The sequence below is a fragment of the Vibrio thalassae genome, assembly GCF_900089835.1.
GTDB classification, from domain to species: domain Bacteria; phylum Pseudomonadota; class Gammaproteobacteria; order Enterobacterales; family Vibrionaceae; genus Vibrio; species Vibrio thalassae.
In genome coordinates this window covers 128,765-146,830 of sequence record NZ_OANU01000123.1, presented here as the reverse complement: position 1 = coordinate 146,830, position 18,066 = coordinate 128,765, and the positions used below count along the sequence as shown (strand labels likewise).

Genomic DNA, 18,066 nt, shown 5'->3' with positions numbered 1-18,066 from the left:
TGTCGTTATCAATGAGGCTTAGACAAACGTAAATAGTTTCAGAAACTTAAATTGAAGAATTATGGTCTCTATGAAAATACAAATGGCTGGCTCACATGAGCCAGCCATGTCGATCCTTCAATGAAGATTAACCACCGAAGTCATCTAGAAGGATGTTTTCATCTTCTACACCAAGATCTTTTAGCATGCCGATTACAGCCGCGTTCATCATTGGTGGACCACACATGTAGTATTCACAATCTTCTGGAGCTTCGTGATCTTTGAGGTAGTTCTCATAGATTACGTTGTGGATGAAGCCTGTGTAACCATCCCAGTTATCTTCTGGCATAGGGTCAGACAGAGCAACGTGCCACTGGAAGTTATCGTTCTCAGCCTGCAGGCCGTCGAAATCTTCTACATAGAACATTTCACGTACAGAACGCGCACCATACCAGAAAGACATCTTACGCTTAGACTTCAGACGCTTAAGTTGGTCAAAGATGTGTGAGCGCATTGGAGCCATACCAGCACCACCACCGATGAAGACCATTTCATTGTCAGTTTCTTTCGCGAAGAACTCACCAAATGGACCTGAAATCGTACACTTGTCACCCTCTTTCAGTGACCAGATGAACGACGACATGATACCCGGTGGTACATCAGGATTATTAGGCGGCGGCGTAGCGATACGCACGTTCAGCATAATAATGCCTTCTTCTTCTGGGTAGTTAGCCATTGAGTATGCACGGATGCACTCTTCATTAACCACTGACTCGTAACGGAACAGGTTAAACTTGTCCCAGTCTTCACGGTACTCTTCAGGCACGTCGAAATCAGAGTATTTAACATGGTGAGCAGGTGCTTCAATCTGGATGTAACCACCAGCACGGAAAGGTACTGATTCGCCATCTGGAATCTGAAGCTTAAGCTCTTTGATGAAGGTTGCTTTGTTATCGTTAGAGATAACAGTACATTCCCACTTCTTAACACCGAAGATCTCTTCTGGAAGCTCGATGTCCATGTCCGTTTTCATTGCAACCTGACAAGCGAGACGCTCACCTTCACGAGCTTCACCTTTAGAGATGTGATCAAGCTCAGTAGGAAGAATGTCACCACCGCCAGATTTCACTTTTACGCGACACTGACCACAAGAGCCACCACCACCACAAGCTGATGATACGAATACGCCAGCGCCCGCTAGTGCATTCAACAGTTTGCCACCTGGTTGTGTGGTGATCGCGAGATCAGGGTTTTCGTTTACAGAGATTATGATGTCGCCTGTTGGTACTAGCTTAGATTTGGCGAACAAAATCACCAAAACTAGGGCTAGAACAATCAGCGTAAACATCACTACACCTAGAATAATGTCCATTGACTATTCCTTATACCTTACAGTTGAACACCAGAGAATGACATGAAGCCCAGTGCCATCAGGCCTACTGAGATAAACGTGATACCAAGACCACGAAGCCCAGGAGGAACGTCAGAGTACTTCATCTTCTCACGGATACCTGCTAGCGCTACGATAGCTAGCATCCAACCCACACCAGAACCAAAGCCATAAACGACAGATTCTGCAAAGTTGTAATCACGTTGTACCATAAATGATACGCCACCAAAGATCGCACAGTTCACCGTGATTAGCGGTAGGAAGATACCCAGTGCGTTATACAAAGGTGGAAAGAAGCGGTCTAGTACCATCTCAAGGATTTGTACTAGCGCTGCGATTACACCGATAAAGGTAATAAAGTTCAAGAAGCTAAGGTCGACACCCGGAACCAGAGCGTTTTCTCTTAGTACTAGATTGTAAAGAAGGTTGTTCACTGGTACCGCGACGGTAAGAACAACGATAACTGCTACACCTAGACCAAATGAAGTCTTAACTTTCTTCGATACCGCAAGGAATGTACACATACCTAAGAAGAAAGAAAGCGCTAAGTTTTCAATGAAAATCGACTTAACTAGCAAGCTAATATAATGTTCCATGACTACCTTACTCCTTCGCTTCTACTTGTTCTGGCTTTAACGTGCGAATTGCCCAGATCATAAAGCCGATTAGGAAGAACGCTGAAGGTGCCAAAAGCATCATTCCGTTTGGTTGATACCAACCACCATTACTGACTAGTGGCAGAACTTCCACGCCAAATAGCTTACCAGAACCAAGAAGTTCACGGAAAAATGCAACAGTTAACAATACAAAACCATAGCCTAGACCATTACCGATACCATCAATAAAAGAAGGTAGTGGCGCAGATTTCATCGCATACGCTTCCGCACGTCCCATTACGATACAGTTTGTGATAATCAAGCTTACGAAAACAGAGAGCTGCTTTGAGATATCATAAAGATATGCTTTTAGCACTTGGTCGACCACGATTACCAGCGAGGCGATAATAGCCATTTGTACGATAATACGCACACTATTTGGCATATGGTTACGAATAAGAGAGACAAACAAGTTCGACAATGCTGTTACGAATATAACCGCAATTGTCATTACGAACGCCGTCTCTAGTTTGGTAGTCACCGCTAACGCAGAACAAACACCAAGAACTTGCAACGCGATCGGGTTGTTGTCGATCACCGGTGCAAACAAGCTCTTTTTCATTTCTTTAGCATCAGACATCAGTTTAGACCTCCGTTACGTACGTTTGTGAGGAAAGGACCAAACCCCATCTCACCCAACCAGAAGTTAAATGTCCCTTGAACGCCATTTGCAGTCAGAGTCGCACCAGATAAGCCATCAACCGCGTACTCTGAATTCTCAGGAGCACCACCTTTAACGACCTTAAGTGCAGGCTTGAAATTATCATCATACAGTTTCTTACCAACAAACTGAGCACGCCAAGATGGGTTCTCGACTTCGCCGCCCAATCCTGGAGTTTCGCCTTGTTCGTAGTAGGTAATACCGTTAACTGTATTGCCATCAGTCCTAACTGCGACAAACGCGTACATCATAGACCATAATCCATTGCCGTGAACTGGTAGAATTACGCTGGTCACTTTGTCGTCTTGCTTAACTAGGTATACCGTACCTATGTTGGCACGACGTAAGATCTTAGCTTTATCTTCATCAGCTGTAAGGCGAATAGATTCTGCGGGATCTTTAGCTGCACGACGCTGATCATAAGCCTCTGCATCACCTTCAACAAATTTACCCGTTTTGAAATCAACCAAACGCGGTTCGATGTACTCATGGTAAAGCTCTGCAACAGAACCTTTAGCCTTGATACCAGCGACTTCAACAATCTTTGACTGCTTATCTAATTTAGCGTTAGCAACTTGTTTGTCTTTTAGGAAGACGGCTGAGGTCGAGACGACAATTGAGCAAACTAAGCTCAATGCGATAACAACAAACAGCGTCTTTTTAATGCTATCGTTATTACTTGCCATAGCGTGCTTCTCTCCGTTTAACGTTCTTCTCGATCACAAAGTGGTCGAATAGCGGTGCGAACAAGTTAGCAAATAGGATTGCTAGCATCATACCTTCAGGGTATGCAGGGTTAACAACACGGATCATGACACACATTGCGCCGATCAGAATACCGTAAGCCCACTTGCCGTTATTAGTGAACGAAGCCGATACTGGATCCGTCGCCATAAAGAACATACCGAATGCAAAACCACCTAATACAAGGTGCCAATGCCAAGGCATTGCAAACATCGCATTAGTATCAGAACCCACAACATTGAATAGCGTCGCTACTGCGATCATGCCAACCATAACACCAGCAATGATGCGCCATGAAGCGATGCCCATGTAAACGATCATTGCAGCGCCGATCATAAGTGCAAGTGTTGATACTTCACCGATTGAACCCGGGATGTTACCGATAAACGCATCCATCCAAGAAATAGTTTGGCCAGTGATGTTATTAACGAGTGCACCTTCACCGCCTTGTGCCCATTGGCTTAGCGCCGTCGCACCAGAGAAGCCGTCAGCGGCAACCCATACTAAGTCACCCGAGATTTGTGCTGGGTAAGCAAAGAATAGGAACGCACGACCAGCAAGTGCTGGGTTAAGGAAGTTACGACCAGTACCACCAAAGATTTCTTTAGCAACAACAACACCGAAGGTAATACCTAGAGCGGCTTGCCATAGTGGAAGTGTTGGCGGAACGATCAATGCGAAAAGAATTGAAGTAACAAAGAAGCCTTCGTTTACTTCGTGTTTGCGCACCATACAGAACAATACTTCCCAGAAACCACCAACAATAAATACTGTTGCGTAGATTGGTAAGAAGTAAGTCGCACCAAGTAGCATCTTACTGCCCCAACCCGCATCAGTACCTAACGTGCCGCCAATGCCTTGGGTTAGCCAGTAGTGCCAGTTGCCATCGATAATACTCGCAAGCTCTGCGCCCGAATATAGATGGTTAAGTGCCATAATTGCTTGGTTACCCGCATTGTACATACCCCAGAACATTGCTGGGAACACTGCGAACCAAACCATAATCATGATGCGTTTTAGGTCAACGCTGTCACGGACGTGCGAGCTACGCTTCGTTACAAGACCTGGCGTGTAGAACAACGTCGCCGCTGCTTCGTACAGAGCAAACCACTTTTCGTGCTTGCCACCTGGCTCGAAATGATGCTCGATATCCTCGAGGAATTTCTTAAGCATGGATTACCCTTCCTTCTCAATCTTGTCTAGGCACTCACGTAGGAGTTGACCATATTCGTACTTACCTGGACAAACAAAGGTACATAACGCTAAATCTTCTTCGTCTAGCTCTAGAGCACCAAGACGTTGAGCACTGTCTTGATCGCCAGCACATAAATCACGAAGTAATAACGTTGGTTCCATATCTAGCGGCATTACTTTTTCGTAGTTGCCAATTGGAACCATTGCACGATCACTACCGTTAGTCGTTGTTGTCATATTGAACAACTGACCTTTGAATAGGTGACCTAAGAATGAACGAGTAACCGAGAATTTGTTCTTACCTGGTGTAGCCCAACCAAATAGTTCTTTATCACGACCTTCGCGCAATACAGAAACTTGTTGATGATAACGACCAAGATAAGCATGTGGTCCAGTCGCTTGAGTACCAGCTAGCACAGAACCAGAAATGATTCGAACTTCACCAGGCATTAGCTCGTTATTAGTCACATCTTCTAGGCTTGCACCAATTTGAGTTCTGACTAGTCGTGGGTTGTTTACCACTGGGCCAGCAAGTGAAATCACACGGTCTGTATAAATTTCGCCTGTGGTGAAGAGCTTACCGAATGCAATCACATCTTGATAATTAATGCTCCAAGCAACGTTATTAACGCCAACTGGATATAGGAAATGCATGTGAGTGCCAACTAAACCCGCTGGATGAGGACCATTGAAAACATGCTCTTCTACATTGGATTGAGTTGAACGAGGCAGACTCGTTCCTTTTTTGCAGACGTAGACTTTGCCTTCTGTCAGTTTAGACAGAATGTCAAGACCTGCAACGAACGCCTCTTTTTGCTCATTGATAATCAACTCTGGCTCAGCCGCAAGTGGATTAGTATCCATTGCAGTTACGAAAATCGCTTGAGTCGTTGAATCGATCGCCGGTACCTTGCTAAACGGACGAGTACGCAACGCAGTCCACATACCTGAATCAACCAGCTGAGTTTTGATCACATCGCGATCAAGACCTGCTAATTGGTCAACTGTGTAGCTATCGAAAGTAACTTGCTCGTCGCCTGCCACTTCAATCACAACAGATTGTAGGACACGCTTCGCGCCACGGTTAACTTCGATAATCTTACCGCTTGCTGGAGAAGTGAATTTCACGCCAGGATTCTTTTTGTCTTCAAAAAGAACTTGACCTTTTTTCACTTCATCATCCACGCGAACATGCATTGTTGGACGCATACCCACGTACTCTTCGCCAAGCAAGGCGACTTTAGTGATGGACTTACCATCATTAATCACCTGGGATGGAGTTCCTGCGATAGGAAGATCCAAGCCCTTCTTTATTGTAATCATACGCACTTGCACTACTTTTATCGGGAAAAAGATTCTTTAAAATTGCGTAACATATAGACACGACATTGAGTGTCTAGCCTTGGTTTAGCACCACCAAGACAGCAACATCACTTTAACAATCTCGTCATAGAATCACTGCGAGATTTTTCTGGTGCGGTAGTTTAGCATCATTTGCAAAGAGGATGCCATGATGAATCACAGCAAAGGGGTCATTATTTCGAAACTTTTGCTATCTCTAGGGTTGCGAATATGTATAACTTTGACCAATCGCACAAAGTCTTATTAACCCTTTTGAAAATAAGCTATTGCTCCATTCATATCCTGAAACATTACTCACTAACAAAACCACATAACATTATATGTTGAAACGCTGTTAATAATTTACCACCAAAGTGGTAGCTACATATTCAAATACTTATGTATAGATAACTAAGATTTATCGCTAACTCGTCGAGTTGTTACCTCGACGCAATGACCTGCACCAAAACTCGAAAGAGTATAGAGCTATTTACCGCCGCCTGCGCAGTTGGGACTGTCTGGCGCAAGTTGGCTCTGTTTTTTCCACTCTTCCGGTGTATAAGTATGAATTGCTAAGGCATGAACAGGGCCTGCTAGCTCATCCGCTAGAACCGAATTGACTTTACGGTGCCTTGCAACAAGACGCTCACCATTGAAACTATCACTCACGATAATGACCTTAAAATGACTCTCTGAGCCAGGCGGAACATTGTGCATGTTACTTTCATTGCGAACGTCTAAATGTGTGGGATTGAAAGTTTGATGGAGCTTCTGCTCGATGGTTTGTTGAATCATCTTACTTCCTTGGGCTGTAACTATTTATCTTTATTTAGAAGGTAAAGTATATACTTTACTTAATCAATAATCTTCCCTTAAATCATTTTCGCCTTGGCGAAAGTTCCAAGATTTTGTCAAAATACAACCATTGTCACCAAATCACAGCATTATGAAGACTGAATTACACCTTTTTGACCGCTCTTATTCGCTATTTCGCTTCCCCAAACTTAGCAATGAACAACTGCAAGCTTGGGATGCTGGCGACGAATATCTGATTCAACACGTTGAAGAATTAGGATTACCTAACAACTCTAACATATTGATTCTTAATGACAGTTTTGGTGCGCTAAGTTGCTGGTTTTCAGAGCAACATCAAGTCACAACCATCAGTGATTCATTTATTTCCCATCAGGGTATTAAGCACAATTTAGAGCATAATCAATGTCAGCCTATTGATCTGCGCGCTTCCATTGACCAGTGGCCGCAACAGGTAGATATCGTGTTGATGCAAATTCCTCGCAACAACCGCTACCTGACATGGCAGCTCAACCAAATTGCCTCAAAGTATCAAGGTGGCTGTTCGCTTGTTGCCGTTAATAAAGCAAAAGAAATTCATAGTTCTACTCTGAAAATTTTTGAAAAATATGCGGGACATACCACAACGTCACTGGCTTGGAAAAAGCATCGTCTGGTATTTTCAGAGCTCAATAGTGCTTATAAAGACACGGTCGAACCTTACACAACGTGGCCAGTTGAAGAGCACAAGTTGCTACTTGCTAACCTACCTAACGTGTATTCAGGAGAGAGTTTAGATTTGGGTGCCCGATTCATCCTCGAGCACCTCAAAAGCGACAACAAGTATCAGGACATTGTTGATTTGGGCTGTGGCAACGGCGTACTAACGCTCAAACTCAAACAGCTCAACCCTCAAGCCAATGTTACTGCGATTGATGAAAGCTATATGGCCGTGAAATCTGCGCATCATAACTTTGCCTTGAACCACATCGACAGCGAAGGCTGTCATTTCGTTGCTAATAATTGCCTCGACGGATTTGCACCAAATAGCCAAGACTTGGTGGTGTGTAATCCCCCTTTCCATCAGCAACAAGCCGTCACTGATCACATTGCATGGCAGATGTTCTGTGATGCTAAGCAAGTTCTTCGAGACACAGGGGAATTAATGGTTATCGGCAATCGCCACCTAGGCTACGATAAAAAGCTGGCGCGACTCTTTGGCAAACACAATGTAAAACTTGTCGCATCTAACGCCAAATTTGTTATTTTACAGGCAACTAAGTAAAGTTTGAGTCATTGTTGCTGTTCATTGTCATGCAGTCTAACAAGAATCGGATAAAATTTATCGTGAAGTCTTTATTGGCTTCAAAACTTTACTCATCATTTAGAAGAGTGTGAAAAGGAATAATCAATGAAAAAGCTCGTTCTGGCGGCTTCAGTCGTTTTACTTGCAGCATGTGCAAGTCCTCAAAAAGAACAGATTAATTTTGCGCCTACCGCTGCGACCAGTGCCGCTAAGATCGTCGAAGGCAAATCTATGTCTATTTCTAGCCAAGACGTGCGTACCGCGCAGTACGTAGCACTGCTGGATAACGGTCGTGCCAATATCACTCCAGTTCATGCTAGACAAAACGTGCGTATCGAGATTGAAAACGCTCTCGTCAATCAATTTTCGGCCGAAGGTTACCAAGTTACTGTTAACAGTAAGAACACACTAAAAGTCGAAATCCAAGAAGCGCTGGTTTCGGTCAAACATACTGTTATGGAGAATGACATGAATGCGACCGTCATACTCGAGCTCACGGCAGAAAACAGCAAAGGAAAATTGGTAAAAACTTATACAGGTACTGCGAAACGCTCTGGTTTAATGAGCGCCTCTAATGAAGAGATCGAAACAGTTTTAAATGATACTGTGAACCTTGTGCTAAAAGAAATTGCTAACGATACTGAGCTACAAGACTACATGAAGGAACGTTTCTGATGATGAAAACACTTGTTGCCTCCCTAGCACTAATCGCCACCAGCGTTTTTGCTGGACCAAAGGTAGAAGTCGAAACCAATTTAGGCTCATTCGTGGTGGAACTTAACCAAGAGAAAGCCCCGGTCACGGTAGAAAACTTCTTAAAATATGTTAACGATGGCAGTTATGTCGACAGCCAATTCCATCGTGTTATTCCTGGATTTATGGCGCAAGGCGGCGGTTTTGATAGTAGGTTCAATCGATTACCCGTCAATGCTCCGATCAAAAACGAAGCATCGAATGGACTAGACAATGATGCCGCAACGATTGCAATGGCAAGAACTCAAGATCCAAACTCAGCGACACGCCAGTTCTTTATTAACTTCGTGGATAACGACTTCCTAAATTACAGCGTGACTAATCCTGGTTATGCTGTCTTTGGTCAGGTCGTTGAAGGTTTTGATGTCGTTCAAAAGATGGCACAAAAGCCAACCCGAAGTGTTCGTGGAATGCGAGACGTTCCATTAGAGCCAATTGTCATCACTAAAATACAACGTGTTACTGAATAAAACACAAAAATGAGAGAGGATTTCCTCTCTCCTTTTCTTAATGGCTACCCCTTCACAAGGAGCGTAATTGTGGAACAAAAAATGACATGGTTAAATACCGTCAAAAGTTACTTGGATAAACGACTACTTTGGGTCTTTATGCTTGGGTGTTCGAGTGGCTTTCCGTGGGTCTTGATTGGTTCAAACATGTCTGGATGGCTTAAAGATGCAGGTTTAACCCGTGCTGCTATCGGCTATTTTGGTTCTGTCTTCGCCGTGTATGCGATCAACTTCTTGTGGGCACCTTTGGTTGATAGAGTTAAGCTCCCTATATTACATCGTGCTCTTGGCCAACGTCGTAGTTGGATATTCTTGTGTCAAAGTTTTATTCTCGTCGCCACATTGTTCATCGCTGGCGTGAATCCAGCTAATAACTTAATGTTTACCTCAATGCTTGCCTTATGCATCGCCATTTCGTCAGCGACACAGGATATTGCTATCGATGCTTTTCGTATTGATACCTTCCCAAAATCACAGGCTAGCAAGCTCCCGCAAGCATCAGCGATGGCGGTTATTGGGTGGTGGACAGGTTATTCGCTGCCAGGTTACTTAGCTTTTACCAACGCAGATTCAATGGGTTGGAATGGTGTTTATTACGGCATGGCCGGCATCATCGCTATTTTAATGCTATTTACGCTTTTGGTAGGAGAACCGAAAACTGCGCGTGACCAATTGCAAGCTGAAGCTGAGAAGCGTCATGAAAAAGTGGTAGGTAGCCCAATTCTTAGCTGGCTGTCCGTTACCGTCATAGAGCCTTTTCTCGACTTCTTCCGTCGCAATGGTGTTCAGGTTGCCATCACCTTGTTGTTGTTCGTTTTCTTGTTCAAGATTGGCGAAGCCTTCTTAGGCAGAATGTCCATCCCATTCTACAAAGAAATCGGTTTCAGCAATGAACAGATTGGTTACTACTCTAAATTGATTGGTTGGGGTGCGACCATCTTGTTTACCCTGCTAGGCAGTATGTTCAATGTACGTTTTGGCATTGTAAAAGGATTAATGATCGGCGGTATCGCCATGAGTGCCAGTAACTTAATGTTTGCATGGATCGCTAAAGTAGGTCCAAATGAGCACCTATTCTTGGCAACCATTCTCGTGGATAACTTTACCACCGCGTTTTCCACGGTCGCTTTTGTGTCATTCCTTACCGTTTTAACCGGGCAAGCTTTCTCTGCAACGCAGTACGCTTTATTGGCGTCTTTAGGCAATTTTGGTAGAACGACACTTGCGTCTTTTAGTGGTGAGTTGGTTGATGCTTTGAATGATTGGGCGCTCTTTTTCATCATCACTGCGCTAATGGTGATTCCAAGCTTAATCATGCTTTATTCACTAAGACACTACTTTACCGACCTATTGGAAAAAGCGCGAGCAAGAGACCAAAACGAAACCAACGAAGATAAGCTTGCTGAGTAACACAAGAAAGCCTCAGACTTGTTCTGAGGCTTTTACATATTCCAACAGCGCTAATCTCATTACGGATACATGCCTTTGCCAAATCTATTGAAGACTCGTGCCACACCTTGAGTGAAAATCATCGGCTGTGTCAAGATGGACAAGCATAGACAGTCTTGCTGCTCCGTTGTTTGGGGCGCATGTTTAGTTTCTCCATCCTCACGGATAAAATCTCCAGCATGGTATTCACCGTTTTCGTCTTGGAAACTGCCGTGAAGGACCAACGTGGACTCATACCCTTTATGGGTATGCTGAGGGACTTGAACACCTTTATTTATATAAAGCAAACTGACTCTACACTCTTCATCAATATCGATCGTTGATGTAAAGACCTTGCCACCATAACTACGCCACTCTCCCATTCTGTCGACAAGTGGAGCAATCGTCGGAGGAACGATAAATTCCTTGCCATCGACTCGGACTTTGCCGGGCTTACGCACCTTGGGTTTCGAGTAGTCAGCATCGAGAGTCGTAATGTCGTCTAGCATGTGAGCAAAAACCTGCTCCAGTTCTTCAGACGACTTTTGCTCGGCGTTCGAAACCGCGATCATTTCTTCAGCGGCTTCAGATTCGAACAGTGTCACTTTGTTGCGACAATGCGGGCATGAGTCTAAGTGAGAGGCGATCGCGGCACCATGTGCCGTATCTATCGCACCCGAAGCATAGAGACGCAACAGTTCTGTATCGGGGTGGTGACTCATATCAAATTGCCTCCATTGAATGTCTGAGTTTTTCAACTGCAAGTCGTAAGCGAGATTTTACCGTGCCGAGTGGTATGTTAAACATATCGGCGACCTGCTGATGTGGCAGCTCTTCTAAATAAACTGCTTGAACCACCTCTCTTTGGGCTTTTGGGAGATCGTCCAAAAATTTAATAATTTGCTCTTTCAACCGATCCGTCTCTGGCGAGTAGTGTTCAACAAAATCCGGTGGGCAATAGTCTGTTGGCCAAATGTCATCGGCATGAACGTGTAGCTCTTTACCCTTTTGCTTTCGTAACATGTCAAAACAAAGGTTACGCGCAATAGTGTATATCCATGTAGATAGAGAACTCTTAGAACCATCGAAAAGGTGCGCTTTCTGCCAGACGGTAGCCATCGTTTCTTGCACCATCTCTATTGCAACCTGCTCATTACCCATGTGTTTAAAAGCAAACTGTTTTAAGCGAGGAGTGAAATAGTTGAACACAGTTGCAAAGGCGCTTTTGTCTCTTTGCTTAACCCGTTCCATGCATTCTGCCCATTCTTGCTTGCAAAGGGCTTGAGGACTATCTAGTGTCATGCCTGTTATCCCTGTTTCTTACATTATCCAATCTCTCTAACTCACTGTATACGTCCCAGTAACAAAAGCGATCAATAAATTTTCTCGAGTTATCAGTGCCGCGTTTCATTTTCAAGCTCATCGTCTCGGAAGGCTTCCCCTAAAAATGAGAGCGTAGCCGAACAGTCCTGCTGCGTCACAAGATGTTCAAAGTGGTGACATTCTAGAGGAAGTACCTCTAACCATCGCTGACTGACCCAAGTTGCGTCGTCAAAAAAGCGATGCAGATACAAATCACCAATCTGAGGAAATTTTTCATAAACATGCTGAAGACGCTCTCCCAAAAATTGGTTTTCATCAGTCAAATCGGTCGGAGGCCAGCTTTCAACCCAACTCACTTCCGCCTTTCTCAGGCCATCTTGGTCTGCCTCGACATGATGGATTTGAAACTTTCTGATACCAGAGACCGTCACACCGAGCATGCCGTCATCGAGGCTCTCAAAATCAACAATGCTGACAAACGTGCCCACTGTCGACACGTTGCTCGGTACGGCGCCAGCGGAGGCACTAATCAAACAGACACCAAAACCCGACTCGTTCTTCAAACATTCGGTGACCATCCTCTTGTAGCGAGGTTCAAAAATCCTCAACCTCATTTTCCCCTCAGGCAACACCACTGACCGCAAGGGAAACAACATTATCTGTGTCATCACATTTCCTTTCATTGTTAGACCACCTTTTTACGTTGTCATTTTCAATACGATCAAAGCCAAACAATTGTTAGAAAATATCATTTATTTGTTATCAATCAGATCGGCAAAATTGATTAAATTGTATGCCATTTATAAAAGTTCCCTCCAAAGGTTATTATTTGTGATTGCTTTCACAAACTTTAGTAAACGTTTGCGGTGTTGCACATTTACTTTGAGATATAAATCGCTATCATGCCCACCCATCGGATGAGTTCGCATGGATTCGCGGCTAATTTCAGTACAACTTAAAGAGTAGTTAACACTATGCGTAAATCACTTATAGCTCTTGGCGTTGTTGCAGCGGTAGCTTCTGTACCAGCTTCAGCAGAATATCTATACGGTTTTGGTGGCGTTTATCTTGATCATCAGAGCTGGGATCACGGTCCTAACTCTATCCAAGATGGTAACAACGGTAACGGTCGTAACCAGTTTGTTCTTGGTATTGAAGGTGGTGCGGGTTTCACTTGGGGTGAACTGTACGGTTTCTACGATCGCGAAAGTGTTGAAAAAAGTGCCTCTGAGCAAAAGAACTCATTCAAAGGTACTGCGCACCTTTACCTAGGTGATACTGGCGTATCGCTATACGGTCAGGTTTACCACCACGACAACCCATCACAAAGTGAAACCAACCGTGTTTTAGGTCTTGGTTATACGGCTCTACAAGGTGATAACTGGTTCTTCAAACCGTGGATTGGTGTTCATGACATCACATCTTGGGATGATTTTGGAGTCAACAAAAATGTTAACGGTCGAAATGGCTACATGGCAGGTTGGACAGCACGCTACGGTTTCGAAGCGTTTGGCCAAAACTTCTCGTTCGTTAACTGGAACGAAATCGAATTTGACCGTAACGATGCGTATGCAGAAAACCAAGGCGGTAAAAACGGCCTTAACGGTGCATTGCTATTTAACTGGCACGCAACAGAGCACCTAACTGCAGCTATCCAATACCGTTACTTCAACAACAAGCTTGGTGTTTACGGTTCTTCTGGTGCAAATCAACAGCACTACGGTGATGCAATCATCTACCGTCTACAATACAACTTCTAATTCTTCGAAGTTAGATAAAATGGCGCTGCGGCGCCATTTTTTGTATCACCCACTCTATAACATAGCTTTCGAAAACCGCAGCTAAATTTGCTATTCTTCTCCCCTCTCTTTCCACGATTACATAGCTATTGTGAATATTACTATTTTGGGCCCCGGCGCCATTGGCTCTTTATACGCTTATAAGCTTCATCAGGCAGGGCATCGAGTTTCAGTTTGGGGGCGTTCTCCTCAAGATACCGTAGTCATCGAGCTAGATGGTGGTAGTGCTATCCACTTCCCCAATTGCGATGTCACCTCACTTAAAGCGAGTGATCTTGTCATCGTTACATTGAAAGCATGGCAAGTGGAATTGGCTTTAAAGCCACTACTTAAACATTTAAATAGCGATGCCATCTTGCTCTTTCTTCACAATGGTATGGGGACCGTTGAGCACTTAGCAACCGCCATTAATCACCACCCTGTGTTACTTGGTACTTCTACTCACGGCGCGCTTAGACTATCAAGCTCACAAGTACGCCATACCGGTCTAGGCCAGACCTTTATTGGGCCCTGGAATGACAAAGGCTCACGTTGTTCGTTTATCGCCGACGTTCTCGACCATGCTTTCAAACCTGTAGCTTGGAATTCTGAAATTCAAACGGCACTATGGAGCAAACTTGTTATTAACTGCGCCATAAACCCATTAACAGCTATCAATAACTGTCAAAATGGTGGACTGGCTCATAAAGATTATCAGCAACAGATCGCCATGGTAGTGCGCGAAGCAACTGAGTGTGCAAACCAAGTGGGAGTGGTTCTTAAAGCAGAAGAGATGTTGGATACCGTCTACAAAGTCATCCATGCCACTGCACAAAACTACTCATCCATGCACCAAGACATTTATAATAAAAGACAAAGCGAAATTGATTATATTACCGGCTATGTGGTCTCTATTTCAAAGCGATACGGTATTGCTGTTCCCACCAACCTAGCCCTGTATCATCAAATTAAACAGATCGAATCAAGTTGGAATCAACATGACTAAGAAAATCCTTGTTCCCATAGCGCCAGGCACCGAAGAGATGGAAGCGATTACCATCATCGACATTATGGTGCGTGCAGGTTTCAACGTGACCGTCGCTAGCGCGGCATTTGATGGAGCGCTGACGATGAAAGCGTCACGCGGTGTCACCCTGACTGCGGATTGCAGGCTGGTCGATGTCGCTGATGAAGAGTTCGATGTTATCGCCTTACCAGGCGGTGTAGGCGGCGCCGAAACATTTCGAGACAGCACATTATTAGTCGAAATGGTTCGCCAACACCAATACGACGGCAAACTGGTTGGAGCTATCTGCGCAGCTCCTGCATTGGTGCTGCAACATCATCAGCTTTACCCGAATGCGCTGATGACTGGCCACCCAAGTTTTCAATCACATATCCCAGAAAACCGCTGGCGCAGCAAACGAGTAACAATTGATATCAACCACAACCTTATCACAAGTCAAGGCCCTGGAACCGCCCTCGAATTTGCGATTGAAATTATCATCGCCTTATGTGGTAAAGAAAAAGCCTGGCAAGTGGCTGAGCCTATGATCACCAACCCGACTCTTCACTATTATAAAATGGGTAAATACGATGAGTGAGTTACTCAACATTCGCGCGCAGTTCCCAGCTATTGATGGCGATTTGGTTTATCTGGACAGTGCGGCAACGACACAAAAACCGCAAGCTGTAATCGACTGTATCACTCAGTATTATGGTAACCAAAACGCCAACGTCCATCGTGGTTCCCATTCACTCACCGCGGTTGCAACCGAGCGCTTTGAAGCAGCGAGAGAAACCATTGCGCGGTTTATTAATGCGCCTTCCAGCAAAGAGATCATCTGGACACGAGGGGCAACCGAGGCTCTCAACCTTATCGCCCAGACTTACGCTCGAAGCACCCTACAACCGGGGGACGAGATTCTGGTTTCTGAGATGGAACATCACGCCAATATTGTCCCTTGGCAAATCGTTGCTGAGCAAACTGGCGCTAAGGTCGTCAAAATTCCAATAACACCAGAGTGCCACTTTGATCTTGATGCGTTTGAAGCCCTACTCAGCCCGAGAACGAAAATTGTCGCCACGACGCAAGTCACCAACGTGACCGGAACCGCCCTGCCGCTCGATAAGATCGTAACGCTGACCCGTGCTCACACCGATGCCATTCTGGTCGTCGACGGTGCACAAGGTATTGTGCATCAACAAACGGATGTGCAAGCGTTAGATGCTGATTTCTATGTCTTTTCAGGACATAAATTGTATGCCCCAGCAGGTATTGGGGTGTTGTATGGCAAGCTAGCCTTACTGGAAGCTATGCCGCCTTGGCATGGCGGTGGCAAGATGGTGGAAAAAGTATCGTTTGAAGGCACCACATTTAGCCAATTGCCAGGTAAGTTTGAGGCAGGAACACCAAATGTCGCTGGTGCCTTAGCATTGGCTTGCGCCATAGACTGGCTATCAAGTTATGACCGTCAACTGTTGGAGAATCACATCAGTGTTCTACAACATCATGCTTTCCAAGGTTTAAGTGCCATAGAGGATATTCGCATCATCGGTTACCAACCACATGCGAGCGTCATCACTTTTGTGATGGATGGCGTTCATCACCAAGACATCGCCACGCTATTAGATCAACAGAACATTGCCGTAAGAGCAGGTCACCATTGTGCTCACCCACTCATGGATGCGCTTGGTGTAAAGGGAACGGTTCGTGCGTCTTTTGCTATTTACAACACCAAAGAAGACGTAGATAAGTTTCTTACCGCGATAACCAAAGCGGCGGATATGCTGTAGCGACAACACCTATTGCTTTAAGAGTCCGGCTTTAATAATAAGGTCGATCCATGAAAATGAGTCGACCTTATTTATCAGAAGTTATTCTGACGCTTTAGATTTAATGACGTCGACAATGGCTTTCAAACCATTACCGCGAGAGGGGCTAAGATGATTGATGAGGTTTAACTGTGTGAAATACTCATCCAAGTCAAACGCCAATATTTGCTCTGATGTCTTACCATTGAAGGCGGCTAGAACGATAGCGATCAAGCCACGAACGATTCGCGCATCTGAATCAGCCTGAATCTTCCATTTCCCTTCTTGCAAGGTAAGCACTAACCATACTGAGCTTTCGCAGCCAGAAACCAGAACTTTGTCCTGCTTAAGAGATTGATCCAATACTGGCAATTTCTTGCCCCACTGAATGACCTGTCGATAGCGGTCTTCCCAGCCTCTCAAGTGCGCCATAGCCTCAACAACATCTTGTGCGTTGATTTCCAATCCAAATGGGTTGCTGTTATCTGATGACATAAACCGCCTCTACTTTTGCGCATATTTGTGAATAAGCTTGTCAACAATACGAGACACAGCAACAAAGCCAAATGTCGCCGTCACTACAGTAGCAGCGCCAAAGCCACTGGCACAATCCATACGCTTTGGACCTTCCGCTGTAGATTTCACGCCACAGACAGAGCCATCAGCTTGAGGATATTTAAGCTGCTCCGTCGAAAATACGCAATCAATGCCGAACTTACGCGCCGGGTTCTTGCTGAAGTTATGATGACGACGTAACGTATCTTTTAGCTTTTTAGCCAATGGATCTTGAATCGTTTTTGTCAGGTCTGCCACCATAATTTGGGTTGGATCGGTCTGTCCACCCGCCCCGCCAGTGGTGACTACTTTGATTTTGTTGCTACGGCAGTAAGCCAAGAGCGCCGCCTTAGGTTTAATGCTGTCAATGGCATCCAACACATAATCAAAGTCTTTACTGATGTACTCTGAGACATTGTCTGCGCTAATAAAGTCATCAATTAAGTTTACTTTGCACTCAGGGTTAATCAATTTAACCCGTTCAGCCATCACTTCAATTTTGCTCTGACCGACAGTGCCTGACATCGCATGGATTTGACGGTTAATGTTGGTCACACAAACGTCATCCATATCGATAAGAGTGAGCTCACCCACACCCGTTCTTGCCAGCGCTTCAACCGCCCATGAACCTACACCACCAATTCCTACCACACAAACATGGGCAGCACGTAAGATCTCGACCTCACTGTTGCCGTATAGTCTGCGGGTGCCGCCAAATCGTTGATTGTAGCTATCAGAAGCTGGTTGGTTAAGTTCTCGCATGGGTTGCCTAACTTGTCTTGGATAAAAAAGAAAGAGTGCGATTTATACGCACTCTTGGTAAAAAGGTCAACTATGTACGAA

Annotated in this window: 20 protein-coding genes; 8 read left to right on the top strand and 12 right to left on the bottom strand. The window is 44.8% G+C overall.

Annotation, left to right across the window (positions count from 1 at the left end; translation table 11 throughout):
- Nucleotides 1–127 precede the first annotated feature (127 nt).
- The 7 genes from nqrF to bolA all read right to left on the bottom strand — a co-directional run bounded on the left by nqrF (nt 128) and on the right by bolA (nt 6,760).
- The gene (nqrF, locus tag VTH8203_RS21040; RefSeq protein ID WP_096995417.1) at nt 128–1,351 is read right to left on the bottom strand and encodes an NADH:ubiquinone reductase (Na(+)-transporting) subunit F; all 1,224 of its coding nucleotides are present in this window, start codon (nt 1,349–1,351) and stop codon (nt 128–130) included.
- A gap of 17 nt (nt 1,352–1,368) precedes the next feature.
- Nucleotides 1,369–1,965: an NADH:ubiquinone reductase (Na(+)-transporting) subunit E gene (nqrE, locus tag VTH8203_RS21035; protein WP_096995416.1), complete on the bottom strand. Its 597-nt coding sequence runs from the start codon at nt 1,963–1,965 to the stop codon at nt 1,369–1,371.
- Between the two features lie 7 nt (nt 1,966–1,972).
- Nucleotides 1,973–2,605, bottom strand: a complete 633-nt coding sequence (locus VTH8203_RS21030; RefSeq protein ID WP_096995415.1) for an NADH:ubiquinone reductase (Na(+)-transporting) subunit D — start codon at nt 2,603–2,605, stop codon at nt 1,973–1,975.
- Complete coding sequence (locus VTH8203_RS21025; RefSeq protein ID WP_096995414.1) at nt 2,605–3,372, bottom strand: Na(+)-translocating NADH-quinone reductase subunit C; 768 nt, start codon at nt 3,370–3,372, stop codon at nt 2,605–2,607. Before VTH8203_RS21025 ends, VTH8203_RS21030 begins: the two co-directional genes overlap by 1 nt.
- Nucleotides 3,362–4,603: an NADH:ubiquinone reductase (Na(+)-transporting) subunit B gene (locus tag VTH8203_RS21020; protein WP_096995413.1), complete on the bottom strand. Its 1,242-nt coding sequence runs from the start codon at nt 4,601–4,603 to the stop codon at nt 3,362–3,364. The genes VTH8203_RS21025 and VTH8203_RS21020 overlap by 11 nt, the downstream gene beginning before the upstream one ends.
- Before the next feature lie 3 nt (nt 4,604–4,606).
- Nucleotides 4,607–5,947 carry a Na(+)-translocating NADH-quinone reductase subunit A gene (locus tag VTH8203_RS21015; protein WP_096995412.1) on the bottom strand — a complete coding sequence of 447 codons (1,341 nt, stop codon included), beginning with the start codon at nt 5,945–5,947 and terminating at the stop codon, nt 4,607–4,609.
- Nucleotides 5,948–6,451: 504 nt separating this feature from the next.
- Nucleotides 6,452–6,760 carry a transcriptional regulator BolA gene (gene bolA, locus VTH8203_RS21010; RefSeq protein WP_096995411.1) on the bottom strand — a complete coding sequence of 103 codons (309 nt, stop codon included), beginning with the start codon at nt 6,758–6,760 and terminating at the stop codon, nt 6,452–6,454.
- Nucleotides 6,761–6,911: 151 nt separating this feature from the next.
- On the opposite strand from bolA, the gene VTH8203_RS21005 reads away from it, so the two are divergent.
- From VTH8203_RS21005 to VTH8203_RS20990, 4 genes are all read left to right on the top strand, one after another.
- Complete coding sequence (locus VTH8203_RS21005; RefSeq protein WP_096995410.1) at nt 6,912–8,042, top strand: methyltransferase; 1,131 nt, start codon at nt 6,912–6,914, stop codon at nt 8,040–8,042.
- Nucleotides 8,043–8,168: 126 nt separating this feature from the next.
- Nucleotides 8,169–8,738 carry a YajG family lipoprotein gene (locus VTH8203_RS21000; RefSeq protein ID WP_096995409.1) on the top strand — a complete coding sequence of 190 codons (570 nt, stop codon included), beginning with the start codon at nt 8,169–8,171 and terminating at the stop codon, nt 8,736–8,738.
- A complete protein-coding gene (locus tag VTH8203_RS20995) occupies nt 8,738–9,286 on the top strand; it encodes a peptidylprolyl isomerase (protein ID WP_096995408.1) in 549 nt (182 codons plus the stop codon). The genes VTH8203_RS21000 and VTH8203_RS20995 overlap by 1 nt, the downstream gene beginning before the upstream one ends.
- A gap of 81 nt (nt 9,287–9,367) precedes the next feature.
- Nucleotides 9,368–10,735 carry an AmpG family muropeptide MFS transporter gene (locus VTH8203_RS20990; protein WP_096995564.1) on the top strand — a complete coding sequence of 456 codons (1,368 nt, stop codon included), beginning with the start codon at nt 9,368–9,370 and terminating at the stop codon, nt 10,733–10,735.
- 59 nt (nt 10,736–10,794) lie between these two features.
- Here VTH8203_RS20990 and VTH8203_RS20985 read toward each other — a convergent pair whose 3' ends face one another.
- The 3 genes from VTH8203_RS20985 to VTH8203_RS20975 all read right to left on the bottom strand — a co-directional run bounded on the left by VTH8203_RS20985 (nt 10,795) and on the right by VTH8203_RS20975 (nt 12,744).
- Nucleotides 10,795–11,475, bottom strand: a complete 681-nt coding sequence (locus VTH8203_RS20985; protein WP_096995407.1) for a ChrR family anti-sigma-E factor — start codon at nt 11,473–11,475, stop codon at nt 10,795–10,797.
- A gap of 1 nt (nt 11,476) precedes the next feature.
- A complete protein-coding gene (locus VTH8203_RS20980) occupies nt 11,477–12,055 on the bottom strand; it encodes an RNA polymerase sigma factor (protein ID WP_096995406.1) in 579 nt (192 codons plus the stop codon).
- Between the two features lie 92 nt (nt 12,056–12,147).
- Nucleotides 12,148–12,744, bottom strand: coding sequence for an LON peptidase substrate-binding domain-containing protein (locus VTH8203_RS20975; RefSeq protein ID WP_096995563.1), 597 nt, complete (start codon nt 12,742–12,744; stop codon nt 12,148–12,150).
- Nucleotides 12,745–13,050: 306 nt separating this feature from the next.
- Between VTH8203_RS20975 and VTH8203_RS20970 the strand changes: the two genes are divergently transcribed.
- The 4 genes from VTH8203_RS20970 to csdA all read left to right on the top strand — a co-directional run bounded on the left by VTH8203_RS20970 (nt 13,051) and on the right by csdA (nt 16,650).
- Entirely contained in the window at nt 13,051–13,836 is a 786-nt protein-coding gene (locus VTH8203_RS20970; protein WP_096995405.1) for an outer membrane protein OmpK, read from the top strand.
- Nucleotides 13,837–13,966: 130 nt separating this feature from the next.
- Nucleotides 13,967–14,860, top strand: coding sequence for a 2-dehydropantoate 2-reductase (gene panE / locus VTH8203_RS20965; protein WP_167385853.1), 894 nt, complete (start codon nt 13,967–13,969; stop codon nt 14,858–14,860).
- Nucleotides 14,853–15,458 carry a DJ-1 family glyoxalase III gene (locus tag VTH8203_RS20960; RefSeq protein WP_096995403.1) on the top strand — a complete coding sequence of 202 codons (606 nt, stop codon included), beginning with the start codon at nt 14,853–14,855 and terminating at the stop codon, nt 15,456–15,458. The genes panE and VTH8203_RS20960 overlap by 8 nt, the downstream gene beginning before the upstream one ends.
- Nucleotides 15,451–16,650 carry a cysteine desulfurase CsdA gene (gene csdA, locus VTH8203_RS20955; RefSeq protein WP_096995402.1) on the top strand — a complete coding sequence of 400 codons (1,200 nt, stop codon included), beginning with the start codon at nt 15,451–15,453 and terminating at the stop codon, nt 16,648–16,650. Before VTH8203_RS20960 ends, csdA begins: the two co-directional genes overlap by 8 nt.
- A gap of 81 nt (nt 16,651–16,731) precedes the next feature.
- On the opposite strand, the gene csdE is transcribed toward csdA, so the two are convergent.
- Nucleotides 16,732–17,163: a cysteine desulfurase sulfur acceptor subunit CsdE gene (gene csdE, locus VTH8203_RS20950; RefSeq protein WP_096995401.1), complete on the bottom strand. Its 432-nt coding sequence runs from the start codon at nt 17,161–17,163 to the stop codon at nt 16,732–16,734.
- 9 nt (nt 17,164–17,172) lie between these two features.
- The gene (gene tcdA, locus VTH8203_RS20945) at nt 17,173–17,985 is read right to left on the bottom strand and encodes a tRNA cyclic N6-threonylcarbamoyladenosine(37) synthase TcdA (protein ID WP_096995400.1); all 813 of its coding nucleotides are present in this window, start codon (nt 17,983–17,985) and stop codon (nt 17,173–17,175) included.
- Nucleotides 17,986–18,066: the final 81 nt, after the last annotated feature.

Coding starts and splice junctions, on each gene's coding strand:
- csdA (WP_096995402.1), top strand. CDS start 15,451: ATGAGTGAGTTACTCAACATTCGCGCGCAGTTCCCAGCTATTGATGGC.
- bolA (WP_096995411.1), bottom strand. CDS start 6,760: ATGATTCAACAAACCATCGAGCAGAAGCTCCATCAAACTTTCAATCCC.
- VTH8203_RS21020 (WP_096995413.1), bottom strand. CDS start 4,603: ATGCTTAAGAAATTCCTCGAGGATATCGAGCATCATTTCGAGCCAGGT.
- VTH8203_RS21000 (WP_096995409.1), top strand. CDS start 8,169: ATGAAAAAGCTCGTTCTGGCGGCTTCAGTCGTTTTACTTGCAGCATGT.
- VTH8203_RS21005 (WP_096995410.1), top strand. CDS start 6,912: ATGAAGACTGAATTACACCTTTTTGACCGCTCTTATTCGCTATTTCGC.
- VTH8203_RS20980 (WP_096995406.1), bottom strand. CDS start 12,055: ATGACACTAGATAGTCCTCAAGCCCTTTGCAAGCAAGAATGGGCAGAA.
- nqrE (WP_096995416.1), bottom strand. CDS start 1,965: ATGGAACATTATATTAGCTTGCTAGTTAAGTCGATTTTCATTGAAAAC.
- tcdA (WP_096995400.1), bottom strand. CDS start 17,985: ATGCGAGAACTTAACCAACCAGCTTCTGATAGCTACAATCAACGATTT.
- nqrF (WP_096995417.1), bottom strand. CDS start 1,351: ATGGACATTATTCTAGGTGTAGTGATGTTTACGCTGATTGTTCTAGCC.
- VTH8203_RS20960 (WP_096995403.1), top strand. CDS start 14,853: ATGACTAAGAAAATCCTTGTTCCCATAGCGCCAGGCACCGAAGAGATG.
- VTH8203_RS21030 (WP_096995415.1), bottom strand. CDS start 2,605: ATGTCTGATGCTAAAGAAATGAAAAAGAGCTTGTTTGCACCGGTGATC.
- VTH8203_RS20990 (WP_096995564.1), top strand. CDS start 9,368: ATGACATGGTTAAATACCGTCAAAAGTTACTTGGATAAACGACTACTT.
- VTH8203_RS21015 (WP_096995412.1), bottom strand. CDS start 5,947: ATGATTACAATAAAGAAGGGCTTGGATCTTCCTATCGCAGGAACTCCA.
- VTH8203_RS20995 (WP_096995408.1), top strand. CDS start 8,738: ATGATGAAAACACTTGTTGCCTCCCTAGCACTAATCGCCACCAGCGTT.
- VTH8203_RS21025 (WP_096995414.1), bottom strand. CDS start 3,372: ATGGCAAGTAATAACGATAGCATTAAAAAGACGCTGTTTGTTGTTATC.
- VTH8203_RS20985 (WP_096995407.1), bottom strand. CDS start 11,475: ATGAGTCACCACCCCGATACAGAACTGTTGCGTCTCTATGCTTCGGGT.
- VTH8203_RS20970 (WP_096995405.1), top strand. CDS start 13,051: ATGCGTAAATCACTTATAGCTCTTGGCGTTGTTGCAGCGGTAGCTTCT.
- VTH8203_RS20975 (WP_096995563.1), bottom strand. CDS start 12,744: ATGACACAGATAATGTTGTTTCCCTTGCGGTCAGTGGTGTTGCCTGAG.
- csdE (WP_096995401.1), bottom strand. CDS start 17,163: ATGTCATCAGATAACAGCAACCCATTTGGATTGGAAATCAACGCACAA.